Origin of the sequence: Streptococcus sp. 29896 (assembly GCF_032594915.1) — a bacterium.
In the GTDB taxonomy this organism is placed as follows: domain Bacteria; phylum Bacillota; class Bacilli; order Lactobacillales; family Streptococcaceae; genus Streptococcus; species Streptococcus suivaginalis.
Map to the genome: position 1 here is coordinate 1828021 of NZ_CP118733.1, position 14167 is coordinate 1842187.

Below are 14167 nucleotides of genomic sequence, written 5' to 3' on the forward strand. Positions count from 1 at the left end.
CTCCCCAAACTAACAATTGCCATATCCTGCTCCGTATTTCTGTATATTGTTATATTGATTATACCATATTTTCCCCTAGAGAAAAGAAAAACTTGTCCACATGGGGACAAGTTTTAGGAATTTCTTCGACCAAAGAGAGCCACCAACAATACCGCTCCAAAGACTGACGGTACCAGGGCCATGCCAGCAAATTGTGGTCCCCAATCACCAAAGAGCAACTGTCCAATCCACGAACCAGCAAGTCCAAGGATAATATTCCCCAGACAACCACGACGGTCATCTGACGAAGTAAGAGCACCTGCAATTAAGCCAATAATGGCTCCTGCGATAATACTTGATAACATAGTTTTTCCTTTCTATTGACAAAAAGACTGGTTGCCCAGTCTTATATAATATCATTAGATAGCCCACTCGCCGTCGCGGAAGATTGGTACACGAGTACCGTCTTCACGGATACCGTCAATGTTCATCTTGTTAGAACCAATCATGAAGTCCACATGGACATCTGAGCGGTTGAGACCAGCTTCTTTCAGCTCTTCCTGGCTCATTTCTGTACCACCTTCGATAGAGAAGGCATAGGCTTGACCAATCGCCAAGTGGTTTGAGGCATTTTCATCAAAGAGAGTGTTGAAGAAAGTCACACCTGATTGAGAGATTGGGCTCTTGTCTGGCACAAGGGCAACTTCACCGAGACCGCGTGCACCGGCATTGTCAAAGACCAATTTCTTCATGACTTCGTCGCCTTTTTCAGCCGTTACATCCACGATTTCACCATCTTTGAAGGTTACTTTGATGCCTTCGATGATGTTACCATTATAGCTGAGTGGTTTTGTAGACGTTACATAGCCATCTGCCACACGGTAATCAGGTGCTGTGAAGACCTCTTCTGTTGGCATGTTGGCAATAAAGTGTTCACCTTGGGCATTGACCGAACCAGCCGCTTCCCACAAGTGATTCTTCGGCATACCAAGAACGAGGTCAGTTCCTGGTGCTGTGTAGTGCAATTTGACAAACTGCTCGTCGTTAAGGACCTTAGCCTTAGCCACCAAGCGTGCCTCGTGCTCTTCCCAAGCCTTGATTGGATCTTCCTCGTAGATACGGCAAGTCTTGAAGATTTGATCCCAAAGGAGGTCCACTGCCTCTTCGTCAGACGCTGCATTTGGAAAGACTTTTTTAGCCCATTCCAAACCAGAGGCTGCACCAAGTGTCCAACTAACCTTGTTAGCTTGCGTTGCTTGACGCATTGGCTGCAAAGCTTGACTGAGTGCACGAGCGTTACGAGACAATTTCTCTGGATCCACACCGTCGTAAGCTCCTGGATCTTCAGACAAGACCACCAAACGGCTTGCCTTGCGCTCCAAGAGGTAGTTCATTTCTGTAATGCGTTGTGGATGAACTTGTTCCAAGAGTTCCACATCTACATTGACCAGACGTTCACGCGCAATCACATCGTCCAACCAGTTGACCAAGACTTCAGCCGCACCGTGCGCATAAGCTTCCTTCACAATCAAACGAGCCAATTCAGCCTGTTCCACACCGATAGTCAATTGAACCGTGTGACCAGGCTGCACATTGATACCTGTTGAAACCAAAAGTTTAGCATATTTAGCGAGATTTTCTTTAAAATTTGGTAATACCATTTTTTTCTCCTTTGTACTTTGAAATACCCTATTATTGTATCATATTTTGAAGCTGGGCTGACAAAAAAACTTCCTGCACAAACAGGAAGTTTAATCGATATTCTTTGATGGATTAGTTTCCATCCGTTGCCACATCGGAGCTTTACACTCACCACATCAAGTCAACAACGGCTGATACCGATTTTCGCAGAGTATTAGTTACCAAAAACTTTTACACGGTCACTATCCGCCATGTATTCTTTATCTGCTGCTGGAGCTGCAATGCTACCGAATGGCGCTTGGGCACGGAGTTTCCAGTTAGCTGGGATACCGTATTTTTCAGCAACTTGTGCATCAACCAGTGGGTTGTAGTGTTGTACGTTCATGCCGATATTTTTCTCAGCAAAAGCCAACCACACCGCGTACAAGTTGATACCGTGAGCTTGCTCAGACCAGATTGGGAAGTTTTCAGCGTAAAGTGGGAAGCTTTCTTGCAAACCTTTCACCACATCTTGGTCTTCGAAGAACAAGATAGTACCAGCACCAGCCGCAAAGCCTGCCAAACGACCTTTTGTGCCTTCAAAAGCGTCTGCTGGCGTTACTTTTTCTAATTCGCTGTAGGCAATTTCATTCCAAAAAGCGTCTGATTCAGCACCGAAAAGCACAACGGCACGGCTTGATTGTGAGTTGAAAGCTGATGGAGATTCTTTCATAGCTTTTTCTACAAGCGCTACTACTTCTTCGTTTGATACTGGCAATTCTTTACCAAGTGCATAGATAGAACGACGAGTTTCTTGAAGTTTTGCAAAGTCTGACATAAAATTTCCTCTTTTCTTAATTATTACTACATAGTAGTATTTATCACTATGTAGAGATTATATACCTGTACAGGAAAATAGTCAAGAGTCTTGACTTATTTTTTATAAAAAATCACTGCTTCCAAAAGAAACAGTGATCAGATCTAAAATAATTCATCAAAGAGACTCAGCTGGTTATCCTCTGGCATTTTACCAAGGATGCCCATTTCATCCATTTTTTCAACAAGAGTGCTAGATAGGCCTCCCCGTTTACGAAGTTCTGTCTTGGAGAGGAATTCTCCCTCAGCACGCGCCGCCACAACCTGCTTGGCTACGTTTTCTCCTAGACCATCCATAGCGACGAATGGTGGGATAAGTGTATCTTCTTCAATCAAGAAGTCAGTCGCATGGGACTTGTAAAGGTCCAATTTACCGAACTTGAAGCCACGTTCCAGCATCTCGTTGACCAATTCAAGCGTGGTGTAGAGGTCCTGTTCGACGTTTGAGGCTTCATTGTTCTTCTTCTTGAGAGCAATTTCTTCCATCTTAGCCTTGACTTTATCTAGACCGCCTGACATGGTCGCCAAATCAAAGGCCTTGGCACGGATAGAGAAATAGGCGCAATAGTAGTAGATTGGATAGTGAACCTTGAAATAGGCAACCCGCAAGGCCATCATAACGTAGGCAGCTGCGTGGGCTTTAGGGAACATGTACTTGATTTTTCCACAGGATTCGATGTACCAGTCTGGTACCTTATTATCCTTCATGTGTTGGATATAGCTATTTCGCTCTTCCTCGGAAATCTTGAGCCACATACCCTTCCGTACCCGCTCCATGATATTAAAGGCCATCTTAGGCGGTAAACCTGCGTGCATGAGATAAACCATGATGTCATCCCGACAACCAATAACTGTGGATAGGTCGGCAATTCCTGCCTTAATCAAGTCCTGTGCATTGCCCAACCATACATCTGTACCGTGGGATAGACCAGACAGCTGCAAGAGTTCTGCAAAGGTGGTCGGTTTGGTTTCCTCCACCATCCCCCGTACAAAGTTGGTTCCGAATTCAGGAATACCTAACATACCTGTCGGCGTCCCAATCTGCTCTGGGGTTACTCCCAGAATTTCCGTACCAGAAAAGAGGGCCATCACTCCCTTGTCATCAGCAGGAATGGTCTGCGGATCAATGCCTGACAAATCCTGCAACTTGCGAACCATGGTCGGATCATCGTGACCCAGGACATCGAGTTTCAGGACGTTCTCATCAATATCGTGGAAGTTAAAGTGGGTGGTCTGCCAGTTGGCTGTCACATCATCAGCAGGATACTGAACAGGCGTAAAGTCATAGACATCCATGTAGTCAGGGAATACGATAATTCCCCCTGGGTGCTGACCAGTCGTCCGTTTGACACCAGCCGCGCCAGCAGCTAAGCGTTCTACTTCCACATCACGGTAGAATTTGCCATAATCCCGCTCATAGCCTCGGACAAAACCGTAGGCAGTCTTCGCAGCCACCGTACCAACCGTTCCTGCACGGAAGGCATTTTCTTCACCAAAAATATCCCGAACATCCAAATGGGCAGACGGTTGGTCATCCCCTGAGAAGTTCAAGTCAATATCGGGAACCTTGTCTCCATCGAAACCAAGGAAGGTCTCGAAAGGAATGTCCTGGCCATCTTTTTTATATTTGGTCCCACACTTTTCACAATCCTTGTCTGGCAGGTCAAAGCCTGAACCATAGGAGCCGTCTGTGATAAATTCACTGTGTTGACAATTTGGACAGACATAGTGAGGAGGCATAGGGTTTACTTCGGTAATCCCAATCATAGTCGCAACGAAACTGGAGCCGACAGACCCCCGTGAACCAACTAGGTAGCCCCGCTCGTTGGAACGGTGCACCAACATCTGCGAAGCCAGATAAATCACGGCAAAGCCATTACCCAAAATAGACGTCAATTCCTTCTCAATCCGCAGATCGATAATATCCGGTAGAGGATTGCCATAAATCTCAAAGGCTTTTTGATAGGTCAATTCTGCAACCGTTTCCTCAGCCTTTTCGATATAAGGCGTGTAGAGGTCGGTCTTAACCACCTGAACATCTTCAAATCGCTCTACCATAGCATTTGGATTGGTAATAACTATCTCACGGGCCAGACTTTCTCCCAAAAAGGCAAACTCATCTAGCATCTCACTGGTCGTTCTAAAGTGGGCTTTTGGCAAGGGAGCTGGCTGGGCATTTTCGCCACTTCCAATGGTCCAGTTGATGGTCGCTCCCTGTCCCAAGGCCCGCACAATAATTTCACGGTAAATTTCTTCTTCTGGGTCAATGTAGTGGACATTTCCTGTCGCTAGAACAGGCAGACCTGCTTTGCGACCTACTTCAATCAATTGCTTAATGGTTTCTTCAATTTCTGCCATGTTTTTGAACTGCTCACGCGCAATCATTGGTGCATAAAGAGCAGGTGGCATGACCTCGATAAAGTCATAATAGGCAGCGACCTTTACTGCATCATCCATCCCTTTTGACAAGAGGGTATCAAAGACTTCCCCCTCCTGACAGGCCGTTCCTAGCAAAAGACCTTCTCGGTGTTCATTTAAGAGTGTTCTCGGAATACGTGGCACCCCTTCAAAATACTTGGTATTGGAAAGAGAAACCAGTTTAAAGATATTTTTCAAGCCGACCTGGTTGGTGACATAAAGTGTTGCATGCTTTACCCTAGCTTTTTTATAGGAATCTTCCGCAATCAGGCGGCTGTTCAATTCCTGGAGCTGGGTCAAACCGTGTTTTTCCTTGGCTTCTTCTAGAAAGATGAAGAGCAGGCGTCCTGTCGCCTCCGCATCATAGTTGGCCATGTGGTGGTGCTCAAGAGCAACCCCAAAGCGCTTGGTCAACGGCCCCAAACCATGTCGCTTGTATTCAGGATAGAGGTTTCGGGCAAATTCCAAGGTATCGATAACTGGCTGGCTAATGGTCGCAAGACCTGCTCGCTCGTAGTTGACATCCATGAAACCAACGTCAAAGCTGGCATTGTGGGCAACCAAAATCGCATCTTGGCAAAAATCCTGAAATTCACGCAGAACTTGTTCCAAAGGCTTGGAACCACGCACATGTTCATCTGTAATCCCTGTCAAATCCGTCGTAAATTGGCTTAACGGATGACCTGGGTCAATAAATTCATCAAATTCTGCGATGATATTGCCCTTGTGCATCTTCGATGCCGCAATCTGAATCAAGGCGTTATTGACCGCAGAAAGACCGGTTGTTTCCACGTCAAAGACCACGTAGGTCGCATCAGACAGATCCATTTCTTGCTCGTTATAAACAATTGGAACCGAATCCTCTACGATGTTGGCTTCCATACCAAAAAGAGCCTTGATCCCCGCTTTGCGGGCTGCATGGTAACCATGAGGAAAGGATTGAACATTGCCATGGTCAGTAATGGCCACCGCCTTGTGTCCCCAAGCCGCAGCACGTGCCACCAAATCCTCGACCGCAGGAAGAGCATCCATAGTGGACATGTTGGTATGGGCGTGAAACTCGACACGCTTCTCCCCTTCGGGCATCAGATCCTTTCGAATCTCTCGCTTGACCTCTTGAACCTCTTGGACATTCATGGTCAAATCGCGCGTGAAGTTGTTCATCTCTACATTTCCACGCACCCGCAACCAGGCTCCTTTTTTGACCATGCTGAACTTTTGCGCTTCCTCCTCATTCTTAGCCCATTTTTGCAGGGTGAAAGAAGACGAATAGTCCGTCATCTTGAAATTAATGATGATCCGCCCAGTCCGTGTCGTCTTCTGCTCAGACTCAAAAACTAGTCCCTCAAAGACGATACGGTTTTCTTCCGTATCCACATCAATCATCTGAGTCACTTCGGCCTTGTCTAGGCTGACCTTGGCAGGACGATTTTTCTTAAACTCTGGGACAAATGGCTGAGCTGCCTCTGGAGGAGGGGCCATTTGTGCCAGTTGCTCCATAGCCGCCAGGTTGTCTTGATTGGCCTGCTGATAGATTTCCTCATTTTGCGCATGAAAATCTGCCACCATACTTGCAGTCATATCCTGACAAACTCGAATATCTACCTTGAGATTAGAAAAGCCAAAACGTGCATATTGCTCCACCAAATTTGGTAGGTGGTTCTTCCGAAAATGAGGAGTGTCTATGGTTTCTGGCCCCTTAATCCATAGTACGCCCTCCTGGTATTCCACTTCCAAATCCTGGAAGAGCGAGCGAAAACCTGCACTCTGACACAGCTCTTCCTTAAAAGCCAACTTATAATAGGCTTCAACAAGATCGGCAGGATACTCTGTCGTATCCGTCACAATTGCAAAGCGAGCCCGATTCCCTGTCTTTTCAAACTCTGTCAGCAAACGCGCCTGAAATAGCTGGTAATCAACCGCAGACAGCGGAGCCTGAAAGCGAAAGAGGAAGTCCCAAACCTTGCTGAGTTTGTGGACACGGACAGACTCAATTTTAGCTACCGAAAAAACTGCTGACTGTTTGAGTTCAGCAGGCAAACCAATTTGCTCCATTAAGAGTTGAAATGTATCTGACATAGTTTTTCCTTTGCAGTATAGTACACCTATTTTACCATATTCTGTCTCTTTATTCGAGAACAAAAAGACCCGCAAGGCGGGTCTCACTTTTTATACTTGTAGTAAAATCTGCAAGGTTTCAAGGAGTTGGTCCACATGAACTTCAACAGTATCACCTGTTCCCTTGATTTTCACTTCGACAATGCCATCAGCTGCTTTCTTACCAACAGTCACTCGTACCGGCAAGCCAATCAAGTCACTGTCAGAGAACTTAACGCCGACACGCTCGTTACGGTCGTCAGTTAATACTTCATAGCCTGCACCAACCAAACTTGCTTCGATAGACTGAGTCAATTCCATTGCCACTTCATCTTTGACATTGACTGGAATCAAATGCACATCAAACGGTGCCAATTCTTTAGGGAAGTTGATTCCCCAAGCGTACCGGTATTCGCCTTTTGGTGTCTTGTTAACAAAGAGGCGAGCGTGTTGCTCAAGAACGGCTGACAAGAGGCGACTAACACCGATTCCGTAGCATCCCATGATAATCGGCATAGAACGACCATTCTCATCTAAGATGTTGGCATTCATGCTGTCTGAATAGCGTGTACCGAGTTTGAAGATGTGACCAATCTCGATACCACGGGCAAAGTTGAGAACCCCGTGTCCATCTGGAGAAGGTTCACCTTCCTTGACTTCACGAATGTCCACATACTCAGTCACTTGGAAATCACGTCCCGCATTGGCACCTGTGTAGTGGAAACCGTCTTCGTTGGCACCGACTACAGCATTTTTCACATCTTGCACCTTGCGGTCTGCAATAATCTTGATGTTTTCTGGCAAGCCGACTGGTCCAAGGGAACCAAAACCTGCACCGAAGATTTTTTCCGCATCCGCTGGGCTAGCAGCATCAAAGAAATCTGCACCGAGGTAATTTTTCAATTTGACATCGTTAACTTGATCATTGCCAACAAGGAGGGCAACAACTGGCTCACCGTCTGCCATAAAGAGCATAGTTTTGATAGTTTGCTCTTCAGCGACATTCAAGAAGGTAGCAACTTCGTCGATCGTTTTAGCATCTGGCGTCGCCACTTTAACCAAGTCTTCTTCGACGACAACTGCTGTACTTGGTTTGTACTCGCTAGTTGCCATCTCTAGGTTGGCAGCGTAGCCTGATTCACTAGAGTAGGCGATGGTATCTTCACCAGACACAGACCAAGCCAAGAGTTCTTCCTTGATCGCTTCAAGAACATCCTCTGGGATTTCTTCAAAAGAAGCAACTGACTTGTCCAAGACAACCCAACGGTCCAGGTCGGTACGATCTGGAGTTATAGCCATAAACTCCTGGCTGTCCTTACCGCCCATGGCACCACCGTCACCGATGATAGCTTTGAACTCCAAGCCTGCACGAGTGAAAATAGCCTCATAGGCACGCTTGTAATCATCGTAGGTCTGGTCCAAGCTCTCGTAGCTAGCATGAAAGCTGTAGCCATCTTTCATGATGAACTCGCGACCACGGAGAAGACCGTTACGTGGGCGTTTTTCATCACGGTATTTCGGCTGGATTTGGTAGATGTTGAGCGGCAACTGTTTGTAAGACTGGACCGCATCACGCGCCAAAAGGGTCACCGTTTCTTCGTGGGTTGGACCCAAGATAAAGTCAGAACCTTCACGGTTTTTGAGCTTGTAAAGGTCGTCGCCATATGTTTCGTAACGACCTGACTCACGCCAAATGTCCGCTGACAAAAGAGCTGGTGCCAAAAATTCAATAGCATCAATCTTATCAAACTCCTCACGCATGATATTTTTTGCTTTTTCAATCACACGGTTAGCCAATGGCAAGTAGCTGTAGATACCAGCAGAAATCTGACGGACATAACCCGCACGTAACATCAAAGCGTGGCTAATCACCGACGCATCTGAAGGCATCTCCCGTAAAGTAGGGATAATCATTTTAGACTGTTTCATAGTTAAGATATAAGTGCGTTAAGAAAACGAAACGAAAATAGGAAACCTAACGCAGTGCCGTTGGCACTAGGCAGGTTTATCTTTTTCGTAAAGTTTTTAGCACGCATTCAGTTCCTTTCGTAGTTTAACTTGATTAGGAATCACAGAAGTCACTTATCAAAACCCTCGCTGACGCTCGAGTTCAAATCTGAAAACTCTCTGTTCCTTTCTTTTTCGTATTTTTCAGAACATCCTGCGTTTAGCACGCATTCAATTCCTTTCGTAGTTTAACTGGATTAGGAATCACAGAAGTCACTTATCAAAACCCTCGCTGACGCTCGAGTTCAAATCTGAAAACTCTCTGTTTCTTTCCATCTTTTTTATCAGTAAAACACAGGTTGGGCCTGTGTTTACACTTTCATTCGTCTCTAGAAGAAGACGCGCATAATATCATTCCATGTCACGACTAGCATGAGAACGACCATGATAGCAACTCCTGCTAGAGTGATGTAAGATTCTGTCTCTTGTTTGAGCGGTTTTTTGCGAATAGCTTCTAGGATATTCATTACAATTTTACCGCCATCTAGGGCTGGAATAGGAATCAAGTTAAAGATTCCGAGGTTAATGGACAGGGCAGCCATCAATTGCAGGACGTTTGCCCACCCGCTTTCGGCAGCCTGGGCACTAACGCTGTAAATCGCAACTGGTCCACCCAACTGTTTAACATCAAAATTAGCAATCAGGTTCTTCAGGGCTGTCACAATCAGAAGTGCAGTTGCTCCCGCCTCTTGGAAACCTCCGATAATCTTATCAAAAAATCCTGTTTTCAAGGCTGGAGAAACCCCAATACGGTAACTACCATCAACCTCTTGGGCAAGGACCGTCACTATTTTTGTCTGACCATCCTGCTCTACTTCTAACTCCAAACTTGGTGCGGTCGTGGCATCCGAAACAGCTGCATCAATCTGCTCCACAATCGCATAGTAATCAGTAGTCAACTGTCCATTGATCGATACAATTCGATCCCCTGTCTCAATTCCAGCTGCCTGGACAGCCCCACCATCAACAACCGTAATGGCATTACTGGTCGTATCGGCAACCCCACCTTGCATAAACATCAAGAGGATAAAAGTCAAGATACCCAAGATAAAGTTGTTAAGAGGACCTGCAAAGTTGGTCAAGAGGCGCCCCCAAACACTGGCATTTTGATACTGGACATCTAACGGAGCAATCCGCAACTCTGTCCCATCTTCTTCCACAATCGTAGCATCATGCTCGACAGAGTAGGTCTCTTCCTCCCCTGCCACCAAGCCAGTAATAGTCAACTTCTCTTCAAAATCAAAGTGGGTCACATTGATCGGCAAGGCTTGCGGATCAATCGGCTTATCTGACAGATTGATTCGGGTTACGATTCCTGAAGCGTTGCGGCTCAGACTAGCAGGACTACCTGTCTTAATTTCAGTCTTATCTTCGCCCCAACCCGCCATTCGAACATAGCCTCCCAAGGGCAAAATCCGAATCGTATAGAGGGTTCCATCTTGTCCACGATGCGAAAAGATTTTGGGTCCCATTCCGATTGCAAATTCACGAACCAGGATACCTGCCTTTTTGGCAAAGTAAAAATGACCCCATTCGTGGATGACCACAATCACCCCAAAAATAAATAGAAACGCTAGAATTCCCTTCATAAACTCTCCTTAGAACAAACCGAAGAGGTGCATGATTGGGAAGACAAAGATCATCCCATCAAAACGGTCCAAAATACCACCGTGTCCTGGAATGAGTTTCCCAGAATCTTTGACTCCAAAACGACGCTTGATAGCTGATTCGACCAAATCTCCAAATTGGGAGAAAACAGAGAAAATCGCAACCAAAAGCAACATGGTCGGAATTGGGAAGATGCCACGGATGGTCTTGTCAAAAATCAAAAATATTCCCGCCACAAGAACAGCTGATAAGATTCCTCCTACAAAACCTTCAACAGTTTTATTCGGAGACACTCTTGGCACTAATCGTCGGCGACCAAACTGACGACCAATCATATAAGCACCAATATCTGTTGCCCAGACAATCAGCAAGGCATAAAAAACCTTGTTGAGTCCATCCATTCGCGCCAAAATCAGATTATGGAAACCAATACCAACATAGAAACTGGAAGCAATAGGAAAGACAACTTCCGTGTAGTTGTAGGAACCAAAGTTGATAACGATGGAGCCTAGTAAAAGGAAGATAACCAAGGCAAAGGCAGTATAATTACCATCTGTCGGCAAAAAGGACAGGTAATTTTCCAAGGGCAAGGTCAGGACCAAGGTCGCTAGCATAGCCAAGACACCTTCAAGTGAATTAGGAGCTAAACCATGCATCTTGATCAACTCAGCCACTGCAATCATTGCCAAGAGAGCAACAAAAAGCTGAAAGGCAACTCCACCCGCCCATAAAAAGGGAACAAAGACCGCAAAGGCCGCCGCTCCAAAAATGACACGTTTTTGCAAATCGTTCTTCATCATATATCCTCGCTACACACCACCAAAACGGCGATGGCGTCTATTGTATTCTTTTATCGCCTCTGTCAAGGCTTCTTGGTCAAAATCTGGCCAAGCGACATCTGTAAAGTAGAGCTCGCTATAAGCAGTCTGCCAAGGTAAAAAATTACTGAGTCGAATTTCTCCACTCGTGCGGATGACCAAATCAGGATCCCGCAAATTCGGATTCAAGAAATGCGTGTAGAGATAATCCGAAATCAAGTTTTCATCAATATCCCCAGGATTCAATTTGGCATCCAGGACATCCTGGGAGATGGCTTTAACCGCATCGGTCAATTCAGCACGTCCACCATAGTTCAAGGCAAAGTTCAAAATCAACCCTGTATTGCGTTTGGTCGTCTCTTCAGCCTTGTAAAGAGCATCCAAGGTTGCCTGTGGCAGGCGACTGTGGTCTCCGATCATCTGAATTTTCACATTGTTGGCGTGCAGTTCTGGGACATATTTGTCATAGAACTCTACCGGCAGGTTCATGATGAAGGAGACTTCTTTTTCTGGTCGAGACCAATTCTCTGTCGAGAAAGCATAGACTGTCAGCACTTTGACGCCTAAATCTGAAGCTGCCTTGGTCACCTTTTGAAGGGCATCCATTCCCGCCTTGTGGCCCATGACCCTCGGCTGCATCCTTTTTTTCGCCCACCGTCCATTTCCATCCATAATGATGGCAATATGTTTGGGGACTTCGATGGCTGTTTCAATGGTTGTTTTTTTCTTAAAACCGAAGTTAAACATATCCTTGTTCCTTTGTATATTAAATCAGTCTATTATACCATATTTTCAGGCAAATGAAAAAGAGGGACCTTTAGGATTCCCTCTTTCTAGCTATTTTTTGCAGGAGAAACTTATTCAGCCTCAGTTGCTGCCACTTCTGTGCTTGCAACTTCTTCTACTGCTGGGCTCAAATCTTCTGCTGTCACGTTCGCTGCCTCTGCTACGCGTTGGCGGATAGCACCACGTTCAAAGGTCAAATAAACCCCATCTACATCCAAGACAACTTTTTTCTCATCGATTTCATCGACAATACCAAATAGACCACCAATTGTGACGATTTCATCACCTTTTTTGATCTGGTTGAGCGCATCTTGGCGTTGTTTTTGTTGCTTGCGCTGGCTGTACATCATAAAGGCCAACATGGCAACCATAGCTAGTGGTAAAATTAATCCTTCCATTGGAACACCTCGTTCATTTTTTTACTTTGCTGACTATTATAACAAATCTGAAAAAAAGAACAAGCAGAAAACTGCTTGCCTTTTCTGTTTTATTTTGCGCTCCATACACTCTCAAGGATGTTGGTCTGTTCACGACCAGGTCCTACTGAGAAGGTTGAGATACGAACGCCGACCAATTCGCTGATACGACGAACATAGTTACGAGCCGCTTCTGGCAATTCATCCAAGCTACGTACACCTGTGATGTCTTCAGACCAACCTGGCATTTCTTCATAGATTGGTTTGCAACGTTTGAGTTGCTCCAAGCTTGCTGGGTAGTGGTCAATCCGCTCACCATCCAAGTCATAAGCCACGCAGATTTTCAACGTTTCAAGACCTGACAAGACGTCGATTGAGTTGAGGGACAAGTTGGTAATACCTGACACACGGCGGCTATGGCGCATGACCACTGAGTCAAACCAACCAACGCGACGTGGACGGCCAGTTGTCGTACCGTATTCTTTACCGATTTCTCGGATACGGTCTCCGATTTCATCGTGCAATTCCGTTGGGAATGGTCCGTCACCAACACGGCTAGTGTAGGCTTTACATACGCCGACAACCTTGTCAATCTTGCTTGGACCGACACCGCTACCGATCGTCACACCACCAGCAACTGGGTTTGAAGAAGTAACGAATGGATAGGTACCTTGGTCAATATCCAACATAACCCCTTGCGCCCCTTCAAACAAGACACGTTTGCCTTGATCGAGAGCATCGTTCAAGATAACAGAGGTATCTGTTACATATTTCTTGATTTCTTGACCGTAAGCGTAGTATTCTTCAAAGATTTCATCAAACTCAATCGGAGTTGACTCATACATTTTCTCAAATAAACGGTTTTTCTCAGCCAAGTTTGTTCTTAAACGCTCCGCAAAAATCTCCTTGTCCAAGAGGTCTGCAATACGGATACCAACACGGGCTGCCTTGTCCATGTAAGCAGGGCCGATACCCTTGTTGGTTGTACCAATCTTGTTCTCACCTTTAGATTCTTCTTGCAACTGGTCCAATTTGATGTGGTAAGGCAAGATGACGTGTGCACGATCTGAAATCCGCAAATTATCTGTTGTCACACCTGAATCATGGAGATAGTTGATTTCCTTGACCAAAGATTTTGGATTGACAACCACACCATTACCGATGACAGAAATCTTTTCCGGGAAGAAGATTCCTGACGGAATCAAGTGCAACTTGTATTTTGTTCCATCAATGACAATCGTGTGACCTGCATTGTCACCACCTTGGTAACGGGCAATCACTTCTGCATTAGCTGACAAGAAATCGGTAATCTTGCCCTTACCTTCGTCACCCCACTGGGTTCCTACAACAACTACTGATGTCATAAACTTCTCTACTTTCTGGACTGTCCTCAGTCCAGCCTTTCTTCAACTCCTGGCAGGAATCTCACCTGCAAGTTTGTCTTACACTCTATTTTACAAAAAAACGAACATTTTTTCAAGAATTCTTCCGTATTTCAAATAAAGCGAACATTTACACAAATTAAACGCTTAAAGAAACCAT

10 protein-coding genes are annotated in these 14167 nt (G+C 45.5%); all 10 read right to left on the bottom strand.

All coding sequences use genetic code 11. From position 1 onward, the window contains the following. Positions 1 to 113: 113 nt before the first annotated feature. On the bottom strand, positions 114 to 344 hold the full coding sequence (locus PXH68_RS08345; protein ID WP_158456508.1) for a GlsB/YeaQ/YmgE family stress response membrane protein: 231 nt from the start codon (positions 342 to 344) through the stop codon (positions 114 to 116). A 54-nt stretch (positions 345 to 398) separates the two neighbouring features. Continuing rightward, positions 399 to 1640, bottom strand: a complete 1242-nt coding sequence (locus tag PXH68_RS08350; protein ID WP_105108170.1) for an aminopeptidase — start codon at positions 1638 to 1640, stop codon at positions 399 to 401. A 194-nt stretch (positions 1641 to 1834) separates the two neighbouring features. Beyond that, positions 1835 to 2437 carry a nitroreductase family protein gene (locus tag PXH68_RS08355; RefSeq protein WP_248028235.1) on the bottom strand — a complete coding sequence of 201 codons (603 nt, stop codon included), beginning with the start codon at positions 2435 to 2437 and terminating at the stop codon, positions 1835 to 1837. Positions 2438 to 2580: 143 nt separating this feature from the next. Beyond that, positions 2581 to 6972, bottom strand: a complete 4392-nt coding sequence (locus tag PXH68_RS08360; protein WP_248028234.1) for a PolC-type DNA polymerase III — start codon at positions 6970 to 6972, stop codon at positions 2581 to 2583. 90 nt (positions 6973 to 7062) lie between these two features. Then, positions 7063 to 8919 carry a proline--tRNA ligase gene (locus tag PXH68_RS08365; protein WP_248028233.1) on the bottom strand — a complete coding sequence of 619 codons (1857 nt, stop codon included), beginning with the start codon at positions 8917 to 8919 and terminating at the stop codon, positions 7063 to 7065. Between the two features lie 407 nt (positions 8920 to 9326). After that, the gene (rseP, locus tag PXH68_RS08370; RefSeq protein WP_248028232.1) at positions 9327 to 10586 is read right to left on the bottom strand and encodes an RIP metalloprotease RseP; all 1260 of its coding nucleotides are present in this window, start codon (positions 10584 to 10586) and stop codon (positions 9327 to 9329) included. A 9-nt stretch (positions 10587 to 10595) separates the two neighbouring features. Further along, positions 10596 to 11390 carry a phosphatidate cytidylyltransferase gene (locus tag PXH68_RS08375; protein ID WP_248028265.1) on the bottom strand — a complete coding sequence of 265 codons (795 nt, stop codon included), beginning with the start codon at positions 11388 to 11390 and terminating at the stop codon, positions 10596 to 10598. A 24-nt stretch (positions 11391 to 11414) separates the two neighbouring features. Then, positions 11415 to 12170, bottom strand: coding sequence for an isoprenyl transferase (locus PXH68_RS08380; protein WP_205031209.1), 756 nt, complete (start codon positions 12168 to 12170; stop codon positions 11415 to 11417). A 110-nt stretch (positions 12171 to 12280) separates the two neighbouring features. Then, positions 12281 to 12607, bottom strand: coding sequence for a preprotein translocase subunit YajC (gene yajC / locus PXH68_RS08385; protein WP_248028231.1), 327 nt, complete (start codon positions 12605 to 12607; stop codon positions 12281 to 12283). 89 nt (positions 12608 to 12696) lie between these two features. Then, positions 12697 to 13989 carry an adenylosuccinate synthase gene (locus PXH68_RS08390; RefSeq protein ID WP_002937782.1) on the bottom strand — a complete coding sequence of 431 codons (1293 nt, stop codon included), beginning with the start codon at positions 13987 to 13989 and terminating at the stop codon, positions 12697 to 12699. Positions 13990 to 14167 lie beyond the last annotated feature (178 nt).

What these genes read in the sequence shown, in the direction of transcription:
- PXH68_RS08345 (WP_158456508.1), bottom strand. Translation starts at nt 344, where the DNA reads ATGTTATCAAGTATTATCGCAGGAGCCATTATTGGCTTAATTGCAGGT.
- PXH68_RS08350 (WP_105108170.1), bottom strand. Translation starts at nt 1,640, where the DNA reads ATGGTATTACCAAATTTTAAAGAAAATCTCGCTAAATATGCTAAACTT.
- PXH68_RS08355 (WP_248028235.1), bottom strand. Translation starts at nt 2,437, where the DNA reads ATGTCAGACTTTGCAAAACTTCAAGAAACTCGTCGTTCTATCTATGCA.
- PXH68_RS08360 (WP_248028234.1), bottom strand. Translation starts at nt 6,972, where the DNA reads ATGTCAGATACATTTCAACTCTTAATGGAGCAAATTGGTTTGCCTGCT.
- PXH68_RS08365 (WP_248028233.1), bottom strand. Translation starts at nt 8,919, where the DNA reads ATGAAACAGTCTAAAATGATTATCCCTACTTTACGGGAGATGCCTTCA.
- rseP (WP_248028232.1), bottom strand. Translation starts at nt 10,586, where the DNA reads ATGAAGGGAATTCTAGCGTTTCTATTTATTTTTGGGGTGATTGTGGTC.
- PXH68_RS08380 (WP_205031209.1), bottom strand. Translation starts at nt 12,170, where the DNA reads ATGTTTAACTTCGGTTTTAAGAAAAAAACAACCATTGAAACAGCCATC.
- yajC (WP_248028231.1), bottom strand. Translation starts at nt 12,607, where the DNA reads ATGGAAGGATTAATTTTACCACTAGCTATGGTTGCCATGTTGGCCTTT.
- PXH68_RS08390 (WP_002937782.1), bottom strand. Translation starts at nt 13,989, where the DNA reads ATGACATCAGTAGTTGTTGTAGGAACCCAGTGGGGTGACGAAGGTAAG.